Genomic DNA, 20,277 nt, shown 5'->3' on the forward strand with positions numbered 1-20,277 from the left:
TTCTCAGGCGCGGGCGGCGCGCATCATCTCGACGAAATCATCGAACGCCGCGGACACGTCATGCGGCCCCGGGCTCGCCTCCGGGTGTCCCTGCAGGCTGAACGCCGGGCAGTCCGTCCGCGCGACACCCTGCAGGGTGCCGTCGAACAGCGAGCGGTGGGTCGGCGTCAGGGTCTCCGGGAGCCGGTCCTCGTCGATCGCGAACCCGTGGTTCTGCGACGAGATCATCACGCGCCCGCTGGCTTCGTGACGAATCGGGTGGTTGGCGCCGTGGTGGCCGAATTTCATCTTCACGCTCTGCGCGCCGCTGGCCAGGCCCAGCAGCTGATGGCCGAGGCAGATGCCGAACAGCGGCAGGCGCCGCTCGCAGAATTCACGGATCGCCTCGATCGCGTAGCCACAGGGTTCCGGATCGCCCGGCCCGTTGGACAGGAATACCCCGTCGGGCGCCAGCTCCAGCACCTCGGCGGCCGGGGTCTCCGCCGGTACCACGGTCACCCGGCAGCCGCGATCCACCATCATCCGCAGGATGTTCTGCTTCATGCCGAAATCGTAGGCCACCACGTGATACTCGGCCGCCTCCGGGCTCAGCTGCCGCGGCTCCCCGCCCAGCTGCCAGGTGCCCTCCAGCCACTCGTAGCGCTTGCGCGTGGTGACCTCGCGGGCCAGATCCATGCCCTTGATGCCGGGAAACTCGCGGGCGGCGGCCAGGGCCGCCGACTCGTCCACCTCGCCGGCCTGGATGCAGCCGTTCTGCGCGCCCTTCTCGCGCAGCAGACGGGTCAGCCGCCGGGTGTCGATGCCGGCAATGGCGACGATCCCGTGGCGCAGCAGGTAATCCGGCAGCGACTCGCGCGAGCGGAAGTTCGACACCAGCGGCGGCACGTCGCGCACGATCAGCCCGGCGGCCTGCGCGCGGGACGACTCGTCGTCTTCCGGGGTGGTGCCGGTGTTGCCGATATGCGGATAGGTCAGGGTCACCATCTGCCGGGCATAGGAGGGGTCCGTCAGGATCTCCTGATAGCCGGTCATGGCCGTGTTGAACACCACCTCGCCGACGGTCTGGCCAAGGGCGCCGATCGCCTGGCCATGGAACACGGTGCCATCTTCAAGGACGAGCAGGGCGGGCGCGGGCACGGGCGAACCTCCGGCAGGGCATCTACGAAAGGGATGGAATCAGTGTACGCGAGGGCCCGAACCCCCGTCCAACACGGACCGCGCGGACGGGGCTACAGCTCACGCAGCCCAAGCACGTCCTGCATGTCGAACAGCCCGGGCCCGCGTTCGCTGGCCCACACCGCCGCACGCACCGCGCCGGCGGCGAAGATCCCGCGATCCGAGGCCTTGTGGGTAATCTCCACCCGTTCGCCCTCGCCGGCGAACAGCGCGGTATGCTCGCCGACGATGTCGCCGCCGCGCACCGTGGCAAAGCCGATGGTGCTGCGCTCGCGCGCACCGGTGTGTCCCTCGCGGCCGTACACCGCGTCCTGCTCCAGGTCGCGCCCCAGGGTGTCGGCCACGATGCGCCCCAGACGCAGTGCGGTGCCCGACGGGGCATCCACCTTGTGCCGGTGATGCGCCTCCAGGATCTCCACGTCGGTGCTGTCGCCCAGCGCGCGTGCCGCCAGTTCCACCAGCTTGAAGGTCAGGTTGACGCCCACGCTCATGTTGGGGGCATACACGACCGTATGCTCCGCGGCCGCCGCGCGCAGCGCCGCCTCCTGATCGGCATCCAGGCCGGTGGTGCCGACCACCAGGGTGCGCCCCGCCCGGCGGCAGATCTCCAGGTGCTCCATGGTGGCCTCGGGGCGGGTGAAATCGATCAGCACGTCGAAATCTCCGGTCACCGTGCCCAGATCCTCCACCAGGTGCACGCGGCCGGCCGCATCCACCGGCTGGCCGATGGCCTCGCTGCCCGGACGTTCGCTGGCGGCACCCAGTTCCGCCTGCGGGTGTTCCTCCACCGCGCGCACCAGGTTCTGCCCCATGCGCCCGGCGGCGCCCGCGACTGCTACTCGGATCATGATCGTTGCGTCCTCCTGTCAGTTGCACAAAGCCTACGCGAGCCCCGGCGATGCGTCAGCCCGCCCGGGTCCCGGCGGCCACCCGCCGGTGGCGCCAGTGACCGAACAGCGAGGCCACTACCCCGGCTGCCGCCAGCCCCGCGGCCAGCACGTAGACCGAGGCCGAGCCCACGCCGTCCCACAGATAGCCGGCGGCCAGACTGCCCAGCGCACCCCCGATACCGAAGGCCAGCGACGAATAAAGCGCCTGCCCGCGCCCCTGCAGCCGGCCGGGGAAGAAATAATGGATCAGCGAGATCGCCGCCGCGTGATACACCCCGTAGCTGAAGGCATGCAGGGTCTGGATGAACAGCAGCATCGGCAGTGACTCCGGCACCGCCGCCAGCAATGACCAGCGCAGGGTGGTCAGCACCAGCGCCAGGGTCACCAGGAACCACGCGCCGAAGCGCAGGATCAGCCGCGGCGTGATCAGGAACAGGAACACCTCGGCCAGCACGCCCAGGGCCCACAGCTGCCCGGCCATGGAACGGGAGAAACCGGCCTCCTCCACGTACAGGGTGAAGAACGCATAGTACGGCCCGTGACTCGCCTGCATGAAGAAACAGGCCAGGAACAGCCCGATGACCTCGGGCCGCCGCAGCACGCTCCCGATCGACGGCACGTTGTTCTCGGCCACCTCGTCACGCGGCGGCTCCGGGACCTGCAGCGTGCTGACATACAGCCCGACGAACAGCAGCAGCACCAGCCACGGCAACCAGGCGATTTCGATGAAGTCGAACAGCCAGCCCAGCGAGGCCACCGCCACGATGAAGCCCACCGACCCCCACAGCCGCACCAGCGCATAGCGGTGGCTGTCGCGTCCCAGGGTGCGCAGGGTGGTGGCCTCGAACTGCGGCAGGATCGCGTTCCAGAAGAAACTGAACACCGCCATCACCGCCGCCAGCCACCAGTAGCCGGAATACAGCAGCACCCCGGTGAAGGCGATCAGCCCCGCCAGCGCCCCCGAGCGCACCAGCGGCATGTGGGTCCCGGTGCGATCCGCCAGCCAGCCCCAGACGTTGGGCGCGATGATCTTGGTCGCCAGCACGATCGCCATCAGCTCGCCGATCTGCGAACCGGAGAACCCCAGCTCGGACAGATACGGCCCCCAGTAGGGCATGAAGGCCCCGATGGTGGCGAAGTAGAAGAAATAGAAGCTGGACAGGCGCAGGTTGGGCGTCACGACCGGAACCACGGGTTACGGGCCGCCCCCGGGCCCGCGCTTTACGGACCCGGGGCGGCCGGGAAAACGGACGAAAGGGGCCATCCAGCGACCCCGGGCGCCCCGACGGGGCCAGCGAGCTCAGGTGCCGGAAGAACCCCCGGGATACGGGCCGCGATCGGGCACGTCGGCGTTCTGCCCGCGATGACGCAGGGCATGATCGGCCAGCACCAGCGCCGTCATCGCCTCGGCGATGGGCGCGGCACGGATGCCCACGCAGGGGTCGTGGCGCCCCTTGGTCACCACCTCCACCGGCTCGCCGGCGGTGTCGATGCTGCGACCCGGCAGGCGGATCGACGAGGTCGGCTTGAGCGCCAGGTTCGCGCGCAGCGCCTGGCCGGTGGAGATCCCGCCCAGCACGCCCCCGGCATGGTTGGACAGGAAACCGTCCTCCGGGGTGATCTCGTCGCGGTGTTCGGTGCCGCGCTGGGCGACGCTGTCAAAACCGGCGCCGATCTCCACACCCTTCACCGCATTGATGCTCATCAACGCGTGGGCCAGCTCGGCATCCAGGCGGTCGAACACCGGTTCGCCCCACCCGGCCGGGACTCCGCGGGCCTCCACCGTCACCTGCGCCCCGATGGAATCCCCCGACTTGCGCAGCTGGTCCATGAACTCTTCCAGCTCCGGGACCCGCTCGGGATCCGGACAGAAGAACGGGTTCTCTTCGGTGCGGGCAAGGTCCTTCTCCGCCAGCTCCAGCGGCCCCAGCTGCGACAGCCAGCCCTGAATCGCGATGCCGTAGCGCTCCTCGAGGAAGCGCCGTGCCACCGAGCCCGCCGCCACCCGCAGCGCGGTCTCGCGCGCGGAACTGCGCCCGCCCCCGCGATAGTCGCGGATGCCGTACTTGCGGTGATAGGTGTAGTCCGCGTGCCCCGGCCGGAACTGGTCCTTGATCTCGCTGTAGTCCTTCGAGCGCTGGTCGGTATTCTCGATCAGCAATCCGATCGGAGCACCGGTGGTCACGCCCTCGAACACCCCGGACAGGATGCGCACCCGGTCCGGCTCGCGCCGCTGGGTGGTGTGGCGCGACTGGCCGGGCCGCCGCCGATCCAGATCCTTCTGCAGATCGGCCTCGGTGAGCGGGATCCCGGGCGGGCAGCCATCCACGACCCCGCCCAGGGCCGGCCCATGGCTTTCGCCGAATGTGGTGACGACGAACAGTCGTCCGAAGCTGTTTCCTGACATGGCGCCAGTTTACCGCCAGCCGCCGGGGATGTCGCCCGCCCATGGAAGCGACCCGGGTACCACCACCGGAATCCGCGTCGCCGTCCTTTCGTCTATGCTCCTGTCACTCAACCGCAAGGAGTTCTCCATGACCCGTCTGCAATCGCTCCGCCGCACCGCCCTGGCCACCGTCCTGAGCGGGATGCTGGGCTTCGGCGGCTCGGCCGCGGCCGACGTCTACACCGAGCTGCCCAGCCTGAACCTCGATCTGGCTCAGGAGCTGGCGATGGCCACGGTGCAGTCCTGCCGCGACGACGGGCACCAGGTCAGCGCCGTGGTGGTCGACCGCAGCGGCAACGACCGCGTGGTCATGCGCGATGACCGCGCCGCGCCGCAGACCATCTCGATCGCCGGTGACAAGGCCCGCGCCTCGGTGATGTCGGGTCTGGACTCCGGCGATTTCGTCGCCAACCGGGAAGACATCCGCCACGAAATGAACAACGTGGACGGGATCCTGATGCTGGACGGGGCCATCCTCATCGAGGCCGCGGGCCGCGTCCTCGGTGCGGTGGGGGTCTCCGGCGCCCCGGGTGGCGATCTGGACCGGGCCTGCGCGGAAGAAGGCATGGAGGCGATCCGGGAAGAACTCGACTTCGCCATGTAACCCTGCAACCGGAGACCATCGCATGAGCGAACATTCCGACCCGCACGGACACTCGCCGGACACCGGCGCCGGCGTCCCGCGCATCCACCCGGTGGAGGTCCGGGAGCGCCTGCGCGAACGGCCCCGGGATCTGCTGGTCGATGTTCGCTCGACCATGGAATTCCTGTTCGTCGGACACCCGGTGGGGGCCGTGCACATCCCGTGGATCGACGAACCGGACTGGACGGTGAACCCGGACTTCGTGCCGCAGGTGCGCAAGCTGCTGCTGGGCGGGGCCATGGATACCGCCGAGGACGCCCCGTCGGTGTACCTGATCTGCCGCAGCGGCAAGCGTACCCTGGCGGCCGCCGAGGCCCTGCTGCAGGCCGGGATGCACAACGTGTATTCGGTCGAGGAGGGCTTCGAAGGCCCGCTGGACGAGCAGCACCACCGCTCCACCGTAGGCGGCTGGCGCTATCACGGCCTGCCCTGGGAGCAGTGCTGAAGGCGGACCTCAGGCGGGGGGCAGGTCCTGCGCCCGCACCACGAACACCCCGTGGCCACCGGCCTCGAAATCCAGCCAGACCATCGGGATGTCATGGAAGGCATCCTCCACGGCCTCCTGACTGTTGCCCACCTCCACCATCAGCACGCCGTCGTCGGTCAGGTGGCGACGCGCCCCGGCGAGGATGCGGCGCACGATGTCGAGGCCGTCGTCCCCGGCCGCCAGGCCCAGTTCCGGCTCGTGGCGGTATTCGTCCGGCAGATCGGCCATGTCGCGGGCGTCCACGTAGGGCGGGTTGGTCACGATCAGATCATAGCGATCCTCCGGACCCAGCCCCTCGAACACGTCGCTCTGCACCAGCCGGACGCGATCCTCCAGCTCGAAGCGCGCCACGTTGTCGCGCGCTACCGCCAGGGCATCCGGCGAGATGTCGGCCAGATCCACCCGCGCCTGCGGCAGCACCATCGCCGCGGCGATGCCGATGCAGCCCGCCCCGGTGCCCAGATCCAGCACGCGCTCCACCCCGTCCGGGTCCACCCACGGCTCGAACCCCGACTCGATCAGCTCGGCAAACGGCGAGCGCGGCACCAGCACCCGTTCGTCGACATGGAACGGCAGCCCGGCGAACCACGCCTCGCGCGTGAGATAGGCCGCCGGCTTGCGCGACTGGATGCGCTCGCGCAGCAGGCCCTCGACCCGTTCGCGCTCCGTCTCGGTCAACCGGCTGTCCCACCAGTGGGCCTCGAGGTCCAGCGGCAGATGCAGCGCGTGCAGGGTCAGCCAGGCCGCCTCGTCGAAGGCATTGTCGGTGCCGTGCCCGAACGCCAGCCCGGCCGCGCGGAACTGCGACGCGCCGTAGCGAATGAAGTCGCGCAGGGTGAGCAGACCGGTACCGGGTTCCATTTTCACACTCCGGGAAGGGTTGAAGGGTCGTCATGATAAACCGGGAGCGGCATCATGCACCCGATCCCACGCCACGAGAACCCCATGAGCGCCGTCGATCCCTGGCTTGCCCGCCTGTCCCGCGCCCTGCCCCATCACGCCCTGTCGCGGCTGGTGCACCGGCTGGCCCGCACCGAATCCCCGCGCGTCCAGCCGCTGCTGCGTGCCTTCGTCCGCCGCTTCGAGCTCGACATGAGCGAGGCCGCGGAGCCGGACATCGCCGCCTACCCCAGCTTCAACGCCTTGTTCACCCGCGCCCTGCGCGACGGGGTACGCCCGCTGGAGGGCGACGCCGCGACCGTGGTCAGCCCGGCGGATGCCCGGGTCAGCGCCAGCGGGCGCATCGAGGCCGGGCGCATCTTCCAGGCCAAGGGGCACGACTATTCGGTGGAAGAACTGCTGGGCGGCGAGAACGACCTCGCGGTGCCGTTTCGCGACGGGCATTTCGTCACGCTGTATCTGTCCCCGCGCCACTACCACCGCCTGCACATGCCGCTGGACGGCACCCTGACCCACGCGATCCATGTCCCCGGGCGGCTGTTCTCGGTGGCGCCGCGCATCGTGCGCCACGTGCCGCGCATCTACGCCCGCAACGAACGCGTGGTGGCGCTGTTCGACACCCGCTTCGGCCCCATGGCGATGGCACTGATCGGCGCCCAGAACGTGGGCTCGATCGAGACCGTGTGGGCCGGGGAGATCACGCCGCCCTCGGCGCGCGAGGCCAGCTGCGTGACCTGGCCGGAGCGCGACATCGCACTGGAGCGCGGCGCGGAGATGGGCCGCTTCAACCTGGGATCGTCGGTGGTCCTGCTGCTGCCCCCGGGGCCGCTGGAACTGGACCCGGCGCTGACGCCCGAAACCGAGGTGCGGGTGTGCAGCGCCCTGGGGCGTTACACCGACCGGGACTGAGCCGCCGCCGCGGGCGCTTCAGGCGCATCCCCAGGGGAAATCGATCACCCGCCGGATATCGTCCTCGCCCAGCAGGCGCATCAGCAGGCGGTCCACTCCCAGCGCCACCCCGGCGCAGTCGGGCAGTCCCGCTTCCAGCGCAGCCTCCAGGAACGGATCGGCCGCGGGTTCCGGCTGGCCGCGCGCGCGCCGCCGCGCCCGGTCCTGCTCGCGGCGCCGGCGGAATTCCACCGGGTCGGTCAGCTCGAAATAGCCGTTGGCCAGTTCCAGATCGCCCCAGTAGACCTCGAAGCGCGCGGCGCAGCCGGGACGCTGGCGACTGCGCCGGGCGAGGATCGCCTGGCTCTCGGGGTAGTCGTGCAGGATGGTGATGCGCCCCGGCGGAAACCCGGGCACCACGCACAGAGACACCAAAGCATCCAGCCAGGCGTCGCGGTCCAGTTCGCCGTGGACGGTCAGGCCGCGCTCCGCGGCCACGGCCTGCAGGCGCGCCGCGTCGTCGTTCAGCGCATCGACGCCCAGGGCCTCGTCAAGCAGGTCCGGGTAGGCGACCACCCGGGGCTCCGGGTCCGGCACGTGCCAGGCCGGGTCCGCCGCAGCGACCTCCTGCAGCAGGGTCACCACCTCGTCGGCCAGCGCCCGGTCGTCGAGCCCGAGGCGATACCATTCCAGCAGGCTGAACTCGGGGTTGTGGCGGGCACCGCTTTCGCCGCCACGGAACACCCGGGCGAACTGGTAGATGTCGCCCGCCCCGTCCGCCAGCAGGCGCTTCATCGGGTATTCCGGCGAGGTCTGCAGCCAGCCCTCCATGCGCCCGCCGGCGCCATCGCCGGCCTGCGCGTGCCAGCTCTCCATGGCGGGGTCGAGGACCGTGCCCCGACCGAGGACCGGGGTCTCCACCTCCAGCACGCCGCGGCGCGTAAAGAAGCCCCGCAGTTCGGCCAGCAGGCGGGCCCGGGCCACGCGGGCCCCGGCGGCCCGCGGCCGCCAGTCCGACACGAACGCCGGTTCAGACGCGCGAGACGTATTCACCCTTGCGGGTGTCCACCTTGATGGATTCACCCTCCTCGACGAACAGCGGCACCTTGACCACTGCGCCGGTCTCCAGCGTGGCCGGCTTGGTGCCGCCCTGGGCGGTGTCGCCGCGGATGCCCGGGTCGCACTGGGTGATCTGCAGCTCGACGAAGGACGGGGCCTCCACCGACAGCGGCTCGCCGTTCCACAGGGTCACGGTGCACATGTCCTGTTCCTTCAGCCACTGGTCGGAGCCATTGAGTGCGGCCTTGCTCACCGCATACTGCTCGAAGCTCTCCGGGGTCATGAAGTGCCAGAACTCGCCGTCGTTGTAGAGATACTGCATCTCGGTCTCGAGCACGTCGGCGGCTTCCACCGACTCGCCCGACTTGAAGGTCTTCTCCACCACGCGCCCGGTGCGCAGGTTGCGCAGCTTCACGCGGTTGAAGGCCTGCCCCTTGCCCGGCTTGACGAACTCGTTCTCGACGATGGACATCGGATCGCCGTCCAGCAGGAGTTTGAGACCGCCCTTGAATTCGTTGGTACTGTAGGTTGCCATTGCGCGTAGTCCTCGAAGGTTTCCAGCCAGTTCTTCCAGCCGTTCAAACGACGCGGGCCGGCCGTCCCGCCGGGAACCGACCATGCCCAAAAATCCGATCATGATAACGCGTACGCCGCCGGCAACCCATACGCCCCGCTGGCAACAGTCGCTGGCTACCGCGATCCGCGACCCGGCCACCCTCGCCCGGCGCCTGTCCCTCGCCCCGGAGCACCTGCCCGGGATGCAGGCCGGACACGCCAGCTTCCCGATCCGGGTACCGGAGAGCTGGCTCGCCCGCATCGTGCCCGGCGAACCGAAGGATCCACTGCTGCGCCAGGTGCTTCCGCTGGCGGAAGAGACCGACGAGGTGCCCGGCTTCGTCGCCGACCCGGTCGGCGACCATGACGCGCTGGCCGCGCCGGGCGTGGCGCACAAATACGCCGGACGCGCCCTGCTGCTGACCACCGGGGCCTGCGCCATCCACTGCCGTTACTGCTTCCGCCGCGAGTTCGACTACGCCGACCACAACCCCGCACGCGACGACTGGGGCCCGGCACTGGACTATCTCGCGGCGCACCCCGACATCCACGAGGTCATCCTCAGCGGCGGCGACCCCCTGAGCCAGTCCGACACCCGGCTGGCGCGGCTGGTGGCGCGTCTGGAAGCCATTCCCCACCTCGAACGCCTGCGCATCCACACCCGCCTGCCGGTGGTGCTGCCGGAGCGGGTGGACGACGCCCTGCTGGGCTGGCTGGGGCAGGGGCGCCTGCAGCACGTGGTGGTGCTGCATGCCAACCACCCGCGCGAATTCGCGGCCCCGGCCGATCGCGCGCTGGAACGCCTGCGGGCGAGCGGCATCACCCTGCTCAACCAGGCCGTGCTGCTGGCCGGGGTCAACGACGACGCCGACACCCTGGTCGAACTGCAGGAGAGCGGTTTTCGCCACGGCGTGCTGCCGTATTACCTGCACTGCCTGGACCGCACCCGCGGCACCGCGCACTTCGAGGTGCCTCCAGACCGCGCCGCCGCCATTTACCGGGAAATGCACCGCCGACTCCCGGGCTACCTGCTCCCCCGCCGGGTGCGCGAAATCGCCGGTGAACCGGGCAAAACCCCGATCGCCGGAATACCGGCTGACGGCGAAACGTCATTCCCCGACTTTTACCCTGACTTTTGATCGGGTACCTTCAGGGGATCTTCCCACTTTCCGGAACAGACCATGATCGATTCGGATGCCGTTTTCCCTCCCCTTCCCGAGGCGGAACCCAGCCCCGAGGGGTTCCCGCCGCACACTGCCAGGGCGCTGCGGGCCTGGTGCGAGGAGCTGCCCCGCGCCGACCGCGAGACGGCGTTCGAAAAACTCTGTGCCCTGCTCGGCTCGCTCAACCGGGTCGCCCTCAAGCCCGGTGTGCGCGACGAACTCGCGGACATCATCGAAGAACACCTGCTGCCCCTGATCCCGGAGGTGGAACGCGGGCTGCGCCGGCGGCCACTGCCGCTGGCCGAACGCAGCCTGCACCGCGCCCGGATCTTCGGTGACGCGCTGCGCGAACTGGCGAACATGCATCTGCTGCTGACCCCGGTCAGCGTGCCCGGCAACAAGGCCTCGCGCGAGAAGGCCACCCCGCACCTGCAGGCCGCCATGGATGCCCTGGCCGCGCTGGCCATCCATCACTGGCGGCTGTATCAGCCGCTTCCTCGGGGCCTGTGGCGACAGATCTACGGTCTGCTGTGGTTCGCCCGCGAGCTGGGAGTGGATCGGCAAAAGGCCCTGCGCCAAACCGCGATCAGCCCGCTCGGCCCGGATTCGATCGATGCCACCACGGCACGCCTGTTCGTGCTTGGCAGCACCGGCGTGAATGCCCTGGAAATCGGCGACATCGACCTCCTGGCCCACTGGATCGCCGGCCTCCCGGTCGCCTGCAGCGAAGCCCCGAGCCCCGAAGAACACCCGGACCTCCCGGTCCTGCGCGCGGATCTGGACACCGACCACCCGCCCGGTCTGGTCCTGCGCAACCTGCCGCCCGGCGAAAGCAGCACGCATGTCGAACTCGGGACCCTGCTGGAGGCCCTGCGCAACCAGCCCGAATCGCTGGACCCCGCACGCCGGGCTGACGGTCGCACGCTGGCCGAACGCATGCTGCGCCTGTGGTCGCGGCTGCCGACCCGTCGCCACTCGCGCGAGACGGCCGACGAACAGCGTTACTGCCTGTTCGGCCTGACCCGCATCCAGGCCTACATGCAGGCCGCGCTGGACAGCCGCAAGGGCCCCGCACGCCCTGCCCCGACCGACGCCGCGGTCCCCGACACCGGTGACGACGACGTTCACCCGGACGGGCGGCCGGCCACCGTGAACGTCATCCGGATGTCGGAGGCCGCGCGTGCCGACAGCGGCCTCAGCCTGTCCGACGAACCGCATGCGACGGAGCCCGACGATGACCCCCGTCCGCTGGCCGACCGTGGCACCGACCGCGCCGGACACGCATGGGAAGATGTCGGTCGTGGTCTCGAGATCGCCGACCACGAAGAGCCGCAGGCCCCCATCGTCAAGCGTCAGCAGCCCGAGCACTGGCAGGTCGAGGACATTGGCGCGGGCGGGGTTCGTCTGCGCCTGCAGAACCCGCAACAGACCCTGTTGATCGGCGACCTGGTCGGACTGCGGGAACAGGACCCGGAACAGATCGGCTGGACCGTCGGCGTGCTGCGCTGGATCCGTTTCGAAACCGACGACGAGATCAGCATTGGCGTGGAGTACCTTGCACAGCGCTGCATGCCGGTACTGATCCAGCTCTTCCGCGCCGGTCGTGCGATTCGCGAGGCCCGGCCGGGCCTGTTCACGCCGGTGCGCGTGGGCCAGGACGGAGCGGCGCTGTTCCTGCCGGCACAGGAATTCGATCACGAAAATCGTCTGGTCGTCTGGCTCAACGGCCGCGCACGCGTACTGGCGCTGGACGCAGAGCGCACGGGCACTACACTGTTCACCGAAGTCGGCTGCCGCATGACCGATATCGAGCTGGATGAAGCCCCGACCGACGAGCCGGGAACCCCGGATGCGGGAGATGCGCTCTCCCTGGACCCGCATTAACCGAGTACCCCCACTTCCATGATCGAATCCATTCGCGTCCTCTTCGTGACCGCCAACCCCAACCTGGCGGAGCAGGTCATCAGCAGTATCCGGTCGCGTGGCTGCGCGGTTCGCCCGGAGCAGGTCGATGACGGCGAGGGCCTGACCGCGGCGCTGCGTGAAACCCGCTTCGACGTCGTCGTCTTCACCGAACCCGGGCTGAATCTGGCGCGCAGCGACGTGGATGCGGCCCTGCAGGCCAGTGGCCGCCGCACCCCCCTGGTCCTGATGACGGAACGCCCGGAGGAGGAACGCCTGCCCGACTACGAGGCCGGTGTATTCGCCGTGGTGGACCATCAGCTGGTGGAGCTCACCGCGATCCTGACCCTGCGTGCGGCCGACTCGCTGCATTTGCGCCAGCAGATCAAGCGCATGGAGAACTCGCTGCAGGAGTCCGAGCGGCGCAGCCAGCTGCTGCTGGACAACTCGCGCGACGCCATCGCCTACATCCATGACGGCATGCATGTGTACGCCAACGCCTCCTGGCGCGAACGCTTCGGCGTTGACGACCCCGACGACATCGAGGGCCTGCCGCTGATGGATCTGGTCGCGCCGGAGAGCCGCGACGACCTCAAGCGCTTCCTGCGCAGCTACCAGGAGGGCAGCGAGGAGGCCATGGCGCAACGTTTCCAGTTGCGCACGATGGACGGCGAGGCCTTCGAGGCGGAGCTGCACCTGTCCTCCACGACCGTGGAAGGCGAGGCCGCGACCCAGGTCCAGCTCAGCTCCGGCGAAGACAAGGAGCTGGCGCAGAAGATCGACTATCTGTCACAGCGCGACCTGGTCACCGGCCTGTACAACCGACAGTACTTCCAGGACGCCATCGAAACCACGCGCACCCGGGCCGCGGAAACCGAAAAGCCCTTCGCCCTGCTGACCGTGGCGGTGGACCATTTCCCCGAAATCCGCGCCAACGCCGGGATGTCCGGGGCCGACCTGATGCTGGCCGACGTCGGCCAGATCATCGAGAGCCATTTCCCGGAAACCGCGGTGGTCGCACGGCTGGAGGCCGAACGCTTCGGTGTGCTGCTGCCCGAAGCCCAGCAGGCCGCCGCGGAAGAACGCCTGGATGCACTGCAGGAGGCCATCGCCTCGCGGGTGTTCGAGGTGGGCACGCTGTCCACCCATGGCAGCGTTTCGGCCGGCGGGGTCATCGCCGACGAGACCGCGCCGGATACCGAGGAACTGCTGGCGCAGACCGACCGTGCCCTGGAGGACGCGGTGAAGGCCGGTGGCGGCACCCATCGCTTCTACCGCCCCGCCGAGGGCGAGCTGACCCAGGCGCAGCTGGATCAGCAATGGAAGAACCGCATACTCGAGGCGCTGGAGGAGAACCGTCTGGAGCTGCGCTATCAGCCGGTGGTCAACCTGCACGGCGCCGACCGTCCGCGTTACAGCGTGTTCGTGCGCCTGCTGGATCCCGACGGCACGGTACACGAGCCGGTGGAATTCCTGCCCAGCGCCGAACGCACCGAAGTGGCGACCCGGATCGACCGCTGGATCCTGCGCCATGCCCTGGCGGTGCTGGCCCGGCAGTTGAAGAAGGACTCGCGCACGCAGTTCTTCCTCAAGCTGACCAACGGTTCGCTGGGCGACCCGTCCGTCCTGACCTGGCTGAACGACGACCTGCACGCCCTGCGCATCCCCGCGGACAACGTGGTGGTGGAACTCAAGGAACCGACCATCGTCACCCATCTCAAGCCGGCGATGAACGTGGGCCGCGGGCTGAAGGAAATGCACGGTCACCTGTGCGTGGACGATTTCGGCAACGGCCTCAAGCCGTTCCAGCTGCTGCAGCACCTGGATGCCGACCACATCAAGCTGGACGCCTCGTTCGTGAAGGATCTTGCCGAAAGCGAGGAAAACCAGGAGACGATCCGCGAATACACCGAGGCCGCCCACGCCAAGGGCAAGCAGGTCATCGTCCCCCACATCGAGGATGCCTCGGCGCTGGCCGTGCTGTACGGCCTGAACGTCAACCTCGTGCAGGGCTTCTTCCTGCAGGCCCCGATGCCCGAGCCGGACTTCGACTTCGAGTCCGTCTGACGCGCTCGGGGCCGGCTCCCGGCCCTATTTCGACCAGAACTTCAGGTCGTCGAAGAACGAGCGCACCCCGTCGAAGAAGGAGTGTTCCTTGGGGCTGTGCTTGGTGCCGCCGGCCCGGGTCTCTTCCTCGAACTCCTGCAGCAGATCCTTCTGCCGTTTGGTCAGGTTGACCGGCGTCTCCACCACCACGCGACAGATCAGGTCGCCCACGCCGCCGCCGTGCACCGATTTCACGCCCTTGCCGCTGACCCGGAACTGCTTGCCGCTCTGGGTCTCCGGCGGGATCTTGAGGTTCACCCGGCCGTCCAGCGCCGGCACCTCCAGCTCGCCGCCCAGCGCGGCGGTGGCGAAGGAAATCGGGACCTCGCAGTGCAGGTCGTTGCCATCGCGGCGGAACAGCTGGTGCGGCTTGACCCGCACCTGCACGTAGAGGTCCCCCGGCGGGCCGCCGTTGAGGCCCGCCTCGCCCTGTCCGGACAGGCGGATGCGGTCGCCGGTGTCCACTCCGGCAGGGACCTTGACGTCCAGGGTGCTCTGCTCCTGCACCCGGCCCTGACCGCCGCAGGCCTTGCAGGGCGTGGGGATGATGCGTCCACTTCCCTGGCAGCGCGGGCAGGTCTGCTGCACCGAGAAGAATCCCTGCTGGATGCGGACCTGCCCCATGCCATTACAGGTCGGGCAGGTTTCGGTGGAGGTGCCCGGTTCCGCGCCCGAGCCGTCACAGGCCTCGCAGCTGCTGGTCGTGGGAATGCGGATCTGCACCTCCGTGCCGAACACCGCTTCCTCCAGCGTCAGCTCGAGGTTGTACTGCAGATCGGAGCCGCGGTAGGCACGCTGCCCGCCGCGACCGCCGCCGCCACCAAAGATGTCGCCGAAGATGTCCTCGAAGATGTCGCTGAAGTTGGACCCTCCGGCACCGCCGCCGAAGCCGCCGGCGGCCGAACCGTCCACGCCGGCGTGGCCGTAGCGGTCGTAGGCCGCCCGCTTCTGGTCGTCGCTGAGGACGTCGTGGGCCTCGCGGGCCTCCTTGAAACGGGCCTCGGCATCTTCATCCCCGGGGTTGCGGTCGGGGTGATACTTCATCGCCAGACGGCGAAAGGCCTTCTTGATGTCGGCGGCGGAGGCGTCCTTCGACACCCCCAGCACCTCGTAGTAATCGCGTTTTGCCATGATCGTTTTCCTGCGGATGGTCCGGGGCGTTCAGCCGTTGCCGGGAACGAAAGCGCCCGGGTTCGCGCATGCGCGGGCCCGGGCGTGGTGGCTGGCAAGGGAAACCGGCCGGCGCGTGGCCGGCCGGCCACGGCCGATCAGCCGTTCTTCTTGTCGTTGTCGTCGACTTCCTCGAACTCGGCGTCGACCACGTCGTCGCCCTGCTGCTGGCCACCGGCTTCCCCGGAGGCATCGGCCGCCCCGGCGTCACCGCCCTGCTGCGCGTAGGCCTTCTCGGCGATCTTGCCGGAGGCTTCGGTCAGCTTCTGCGTGGCCTGCTCGATGGCCTCGGCGTCGTCGCCTTCCATCGCGGTCTTGACCTCGCTCACCGCCGACTCGATCTCGGAGCGTTCCTCGTCGGAGACCTGATCGCCCGAATCACTGAGCGACTTCTCGGCGGAGTGCACCATGGCATCGGCCTGGTTGCGCGCCTGCACCAGCTGCTGGAACTTCTTGTCCTCTTCGGCATGGGCCTCGGCGTCCTTGACCATCTGCTCGACTTCGTCCTCGGACAGGCCGGAGGAGGCCTTGATGACGATCTTGTTCTCCTTGCCGGTCGCCTTGTCCTTGGCCGAGACGTTCAGGATGCCGTTGGAGTCGATGTCGAAGGTGACCTCGATCTGCGGCACGCCGCGCGGCGCCGCCGGGATGTCCTGCAGGTCGAAGCGGCCCAGCGACTTGTTGGCGCTGGCCATGTCGCGCTCGCCCTGCAGCACGTGCACGGTCACCGCGGTCTGGTTGTCTTCGGCGGTGGAGAACACCTGCTGCGCCCGGGTCGGGATGGTGGTGTTCTTCTCGATCAGCTTGGTCATCACGCCGCCCATGGTCTCGATGCCCAGCGACAGCGGGGTCACGTCCAGCAGCAGCACGTCCTTGACGTCGCCGCCCAGCACGCCGGCCTGCACCGCGGCGCCGACCGCGACCGCCTCGTCCGGGTTCACGTCCTTGCGCGCATCCTTGCCGAAGAAGCCGGAGACCGCTTCCTGCACCTTGGGCATGCGGGTCTGACCGCCGACCAGGATCACGTCGTCCACCTCGGAGGCGGACAGGCCGGCGTCCTTCAGGGCGACCTTGCAGGGCTCGATGGAGCGCTGGATCAGGTCCTCGACCAGGCTCTCCAGTTTGGCCCGGGTGACCTTGATCGCCAGGTGCTTGGGCCCGGTATTGTCGGCCGTGATGTACGGCAGGTTGACCTCGGTCTGCTGCGCGGAGGACAGCTCGATCTTCGCCTTCTCGGCGGCTTCCTTCACGCGCTGCATGGCCAGCGGATCGCCCTTGATGTCGATGCCCTGGTCCTTCTTGAACTCGTCGGCCAGGTAGTCAATCAGGCGATTGTCGAAGTCCTCGCCGCCGAGGAAGGTATCACCGTTGGTCGCCAGCACCTCGAACTGGTGCTCGCCGTCCACCTCGGCGATCTCGATGATCGAGATGTCGAAGGTACCACCGCCCAGGTCGTACACCGCGATCTTGCGGTCACCGCGCTGTTTGTCCATGCCGTAGGCCAGCGAGGCGGCCGTCGGCTCGTTGATGATGCGCTTGACCTCCAGCCCGGCGATCTTGCCGGCGTCCTTGGTCGCCTGGCGCTGCGAGTCGTTGAAGTAGGCCGGCACGGTGATGACCGCTTCGGTCACTTCTTCCCCGAGGTAATCCTCGGCGGTCTTCTTCATCTTCTGCAGCACGCGCGCGGAGATCTCCGGCGGGGCCATCTTCTTGCCCTGCACCTCGACCCAGGCGTCGCCGTTGTCGGCCTTGACGATGCTGTAGGAGACGAGGTCGATGTCCTTCTGCACTTCGCCCTCGTCAAACTTGCGGCCGATCAGTCGCTTGGCCGCAAAGATGGTGTTGTGCGGGTTGGTCACCGCCTGGCGTTTGGCGGCCTGGCCGACCAGCACCTCGCCATCTTCACTGAACGCGACGATGGACGGCGTGGTGCGCGCGCCCTCGGCGTTCTCGATGACCTTGGCCTGGTCGCCTTCCATCACGGCGACGCAGGAGTTGGTGGTCCCGAGGTCGATTCCGATCATCTTGCCCATGGCTGAATTCTCCTGAAATTGAAAGTTCGCGGCACAGGGGACGCCCCTGCCCGTTTGTACGGTGATCTGGGGGCCGTGGCGGCCTTTTCAACCGCCCCGGCCGGAATTCGTGACCGGCGAGTGGTCAGGCGTTCTCGTCGATGCCCGGGGAACTGGGCGCCTTCGAGACCATGACCATCGCCGGACGCAGGACCCGGTCCTGCAGCATGTAACCCTTCTGCATGGTCGCGACCACGGTGTTCGGCGGCTGCTCGGGATCCTCCTGCATCGACATCGCCTGATGGCGCTCCGGATCGAAACGCTCGCCGGTGGGCTCCTCGGCCTGGATGCCGAACTTGTCGAAGACCTTGTGCAGGTTCTTGAGGGTCAGGTCCACGCCCTCGATGACGCGGTCCACGTCCTGCGACTCGCGCGCGGCCTGCAGCCCCATCTCCAGGGAATCACAGACCTCCAGCATCTCGGAGGCGAATTTCTCCATCGCATACTTGTGCGCGTTCTCCAGCTCGCGTTCGAAGCGCCGGCGCTGGTTCTCCAGCTCGGCCTGCGCGCGCAGGGCCTGGTCGCGCCGCTCCTCGGCCAGCGCCTCCAGCTCCTGGACGCGATCGGCCTCGCCGGCCGCCGCGGCCGCTTCCTGTTCCTCGGGGGAGGGCGACTCCTGCGCTTCGTTTTCGGGGGTTTCCCGGGATTCCGGCTGTTCGGACATGCTTCCCTCGCGTTCGTATCGAGTGTTGTTCGGACGGGCGCCGCCTGTCGCCGGCGCACAAGCAGGAAGGCGGGGCTCGCGGCCCCGCCTTCGCGGTGTTTACTGGGAGTCTGGGGATTCCCCGCGCACATTCAAGGCCGAGCCCAGCAATCGTGCGGTGACGTCCACGATGGGCACGACCCGGTCGTAGGACATGCGCGTCGGGCCGATCACACCCAGCACACCCACCACCTCGCCTTCCACGCTGTAGGGCGCGGTCACCACCGAGCAGTTCTCGAACCAGTCGAGACCCGACTCGCGGCCGATGAAGATCTGCACCCGGTCGCCGCGGATGCACTGGTCGAGGATGCCGAGGATCTCTCGCTTCTCGTTGAACGCTTCCAGCAGCTGCCGCAGGCGCTCCATGTCGGAAAGCTCCTCGTAGCCCAGCAGCTGGGTCTGGCCGGCCACGACGACATCGTCGGGGTCCTCGTCGCCCAGCGCCTGTTCGCCCAGGTCGATGGCGGCCAGCATCTGCGCGTCCAGGTCGTCGCGCACCTCGCGCATTTCCCGCAGGAGTTCGGCGCGCACCGTATGCAGGCTCTTCCCCGCGAGATGCGCGTTGAGATAATTGGCCATGCGCTGCAGGTCGTCCTGACTGAAGTCCCGCTCCAGTTCGAGGACGCGATTCTGCACCTCGCGGCCGTCGATCACCAGGATCGCCAGCACCCGGCCCTCGCCCAGCCGCAGGAACTCGATCTGCGACAACGCGACGTTGCGATGCCGCGGCAGCCGCACCATCCCGGCCATGCGCGTCACCTGGGACAGCACGCTGCTGGCGCTGTCCAGCAGGTCCTGGGTGGAGGCGCCGGGATCGAAGCGCGATTCGATCGCATCGATCTGCTCGCGACTGGGCTTGCGCACCTCCAGCAGGCTGTCGACGAACAGCCGGTAGCCGGCGGTGGTCGGAACCCGCCCGGCCGAGGTGTGCGGCGCCTGGATCAGGCCTCGATCCTCGAGATCGGCCATCACGTTGCGCACCGTCGCGGCGCTCACCTTGAGGCCCGAGGCGCGCGCGAGGTTGCGGGACCCCACCGGCTGACCATCGCTGATATAGCTCTCGATCAGCGTCCGCAGCAGGGTCCGCTCGCGGGCATCCAGCTGAATCGACGAGTCGTTCATGTTTCTGTCAGCGCTCCTTCCGGACGAGTGCCACAACCGTCCAAGTGTTCGGGGACCGCGCCCCGCCGTCAAGCGGCCGCGTGCAGGACCGCCCCGTTTTCCGGATAATGCCGGCATGATGCCAGAGTTCAAGACCGTCGGCCTGATCGGCAAGGCCAACGACCCGCGCACCGCTCCGCTGGTGGAGCGGCTGGTACAGCTGCTGTGCGAGCGCGAGCGACACATACTGATGGAGGCCGACATCCAGGGCTTCCAGCGCCCGGCCGACGTACCGATCCGGCCGGTCGGCGAGCTGGCGCGCGAAGCCGACCTGCTGATCGTGATCGGCGGCGACGGCACCCTGCTGGCGACCGCCCGGGTCACCGCCGGGATCGGCACGCCGCTGCTGGGGATCAATCTCGGCCGCCTGGGCTTCCTGGTCGACGTATCCCCCGATACCGCGGCGGAGGAACTGGGGGAGGTCCTGGACGGCGCCTACGTGCTGGAACCGCGCTCCATGCTGGAGGCCGAAGTGGTGCGCGACGGCGTGACCGTGCACACCGGGGTCGCGGTCAACGATGCCGTGCTGCACGTACTCAGCGTGGTGCGCATCATCGAGTTCGACACCACCATCGATGGCGTGGACGTCGGGCGCCTGCGGGCCGACGGGCTGGTGGTGGCCACGCCCACCGGCTCCACCGCCTACGCCCTGTCGGCCGGCGGCCCCATCCTCACCCCGCAGATGGACGGCATGGTGATCGTCCCGGTCGCGCCGCACAGCCTGAACCACCGCCCGCTGGTGGTGGGCGGTGATTCGGTCATCGAGATCCAGCTGTCCCCCGACAGCCGCTCGCCGGCACAGGTCGCGCTGGACGGTCAGGAGAACGTCGACTTCGGGCCCGGCGACCGCCTGCGCATCCGCCGCCGGGAATACGGCATGACCCTGATCCACCCGCACAATCACCAGTTCCTGCGCATGCTGCGTTCCAAGCTGCGCTGGGGAGAACAGCCCTGAC

18 protein-coding genes are annotated in these 20,277 nt (G+C 68.7%); 7 read left to right on the forward strand and 11 right to left on the reverse strand.

Translation table 11 applies throughout. The annotated features are described in order from the left end of the window. Positions 1-3 precede the first annotated feature (3 nt). From carA to aroC, 4 genes are all read right to left on the reverse strand, one after another. Positions 4-1,137, reverse strand: coding sequence for a glutamine-hydrolyzing carbamoyl-phosphate synthase small subunit (gene carA / locus F573_RS0101545; protein WP_018869973.1), 1,134 nt, complete (start codon positions 1,135-1,137; stop codon positions 4-6). A 92-nt stretch (positions 1,138-1,229) separates the two neighbouring features. Beyond that, positions 1,230-2,024, reverse strand: a complete 795-nt coding sequence (dapB, locus tag F573_RS0101550) for a 4-hydroxy-tetrahydrodipicolinate reductase (RefSeq protein WP_026300755.1) — start codon at positions 2,022-2,024, stop codon at positions 1,230-1,232. A gap of 55 nt (positions 2,025-2,079) precedes the next feature. Further along, complete coding sequence (locus F573_RS0101555; RefSeq protein ID WP_026279497.1) at positions 2,080-3,246, reverse strand: MFS transporter; 1,167 nt, start codon at positions 3,244-3,246, stop codon at positions 2,080-2,082. Between the two features lie 120 nt (positions 3,247-3,366). Continuing rightward, a complete protein-coding gene (gene aroC, locus F573_RS0101560) occupies positions 3,367-4,473 on the reverse strand; it encodes a chorismate synthase (RefSeq protein WP_019021203.1) in 1,107 nt (368 codons plus the stop codon). Positions 4,474-4,567: 94 nt separating this feature from the next. Between aroC and F573_RS0101565 the strand changes: the two genes are divergently transcribed. Continuing rightward, the gene (locus F573_RS0101565; RefSeq protein ID WP_019021204.1) at positions 4,568-5,116 is read left to right on the forward strand and encodes a heme-binding protein; all 549 of its coding nucleotides are present in this window, start codon (positions 4,568-4,570) and stop codon (positions 5,114-5,116) included. A 22-nt stretch (positions 5,117-5,138) separates the two neighbouring features. Beyond that, positions 5,139-5,600 (forward strand): rhodanese-like domain-containing protein, encoded by a 462-nt coding sequence (locus tag F573_RS0101570; RefSeq protein WP_019021205.1) that lies wholly within the window; start codon positions 5,139-5,141, stop codon positions 5,598-5,600. Positions 5,601-5,609: 9 nt separating this feature from the next. Here the strand turns inward: F573_RS0101570 and prmB are convergent, their stop codons facing one another. Beyond that, positions 5,610-6,503, reverse strand: a complete 894-nt coding sequence (gene prmB, locus F573_RS0101575) for a 50S ribosomal protein L3 N(5)-glutamine methyltransferase (RefSeq protein ID WP_019021206.1) — start codon at positions 6,501-6,503, stop codon at positions 5,610-5,612. Between the two features lie 84 nt (positions 6,504-6,587). On the opposite strand from prmB, the gene asd reads away from it, so the two are divergent. Next, positions 6,588-7,451, forward strand: coding sequence for an archaetidylserine decarboxylase (asd, locus tag F573_RS0101580; protein WP_019021207.1), 864 nt, complete (start codon positions 6,588-6,590; stop codon positions 7,449-7,451). 18 nt (positions 7,452-7,469) lie between these two features. On the opposite strand, the gene epmA is transcribed toward asd, so the two are convergent. Next, positions 7,470-8,450: an EF-P lysine aminoacylase EpmA gene (epmA, locus tag F573_RS0101585; RefSeq protein WP_019021208.1), complete on the reverse strand. Its 981-nt coding sequence runs from the start codon at positions 8,448-8,450 to the stop codon at positions 7,470-7,472. A 10-nt stretch (positions 8,451-8,460) separates the two neighbouring features. After that, on the reverse strand, positions 8,461-9,024 hold the full coding sequence (efp, locus tag F573_RS0101590; protein ID WP_019021209.1) for an elongation factor P: 564 nt from the start codon (positions 9,022-9,024) through the stop codon (positions 8,461-8,463). Between the two features lie 100 nt (positions 9,025-9,124). Between efp and epmB the strand changes: the two genes are divergently transcribed. The 3 genes from epmB to F573_RS0101605 are packed head-to-tail and all read left to right on the forward strand — an operon-like array spanning position 9,125 to position 14,176. Next, positions 9,125-10,183 carry an EF-P beta-lysylation protein EpmB gene (gene epmB, locus F573_RS0101595; RefSeq protein WP_051075360.1) on the forward strand — a complete coding sequence of 353 codons (1,059 nt, stop codon included), beginning with the start codon at positions 9,125-9,127 and terminating at the stop codon, positions 10,181-10,183. A 42-nt stretch (positions 10,184-10,225) separates the two neighbouring features. Then, positions 10,226-12,091 carry a hypothetical protein gene (locus F573_RS0101600; protein ID WP_019021211.1) on the forward strand — a complete coding sequence of 622 codons (1,866 nt, stop codon included), beginning with the start codon at positions 10,226-10,228 and terminating at the stop codon, positions 12,089-12,091. Positions 12,092-12,109: 18 nt separating this feature from the next. Continuing rightward, positions 12,110-14,176, forward strand: a complete 2,067-nt coding sequence (locus F573_RS0101605) for a GGDEF domain-containing phosphodiesterase (RefSeq protein ID WP_019021212.1) — start codon at positions 12,110-12,112, stop codon at positions 14,174-14,176. A gap of 24 nt (positions 14,177-14,200) precedes the next feature. Here F573_RS0101605 and dnaJ read toward each other — a convergent pair whose 3' ends face one another. The 4 genes from dnaJ to hrcA form a co-directional block, all read right to left on the reverse strand. Next, entirely contained in the window at positions 14,201-15,346 is a 1,146-nt protein-coding gene (gene dnaJ, locus F573_RS0101610) for a molecular chaperone DnaJ (protein WP_019021213.1), read from the reverse strand. Positions 15,347-15,483: 137 nt separating this feature from the next. Further along, a complete protein-coding gene (dnaK, locus tag F573_RS0101615) occupies positions 15,484-17,418 on the reverse strand; it encodes a molecular chaperone DnaK (RefSeq protein WP_019021214.1) in 1,935 nt (644 codons plus the stop codon). A gap of 124 nt (positions 17,419-17,542) precedes the next feature. Beyond that, positions 17,543-18,121, reverse strand: a complete 579-nt coding sequence (gene grpE / locus F573_RS0101620) for a nucleotide exchange factor GrpE (protein WP_019021215.1) — start codon at positions 18,119-18,121, stop codon at positions 17,543-17,545. Between the two features lie 99 nt (positions 18,122-18,220). Continuing rightward, a complete protein-coding gene (hrcA, locus tag F573_RS0101625) occupies positions 18,221-19,282 on the reverse strand; it encodes a heat-inducible transcriptional repressor HrcA (RefSeq protein ID WP_018869989.1) in 1,062 nt (353 codons plus the stop codon). A gap of 115 nt (positions 19,283-19,397) precedes the next feature. Between hrcA and F573_RS0101630 the strand changes: the two genes are divergently transcribed. Next, positions 19,398-20,276 (forward strand): NAD(+) kinase, encoded by an 879-nt coding sequence (locus tag F573_RS0101630; protein ID WP_019021216.1) that lies wholly within the window; start codon positions 19,398-19,400, stop codon positions 20,274-20,276. Position 20,277: the final 1 nt, after the last annotated feature.

Source organism: Thioalkalivibrio sp. ALE23, from assembly GCF_000378545.1.
Taxonomy (GTDB): Bacteria; Pseudomonadota; Gammaproteobacteria; order Ectothiorhodospirales; family Ectothiorhodospiraceae; genus Thioalkalivibrio.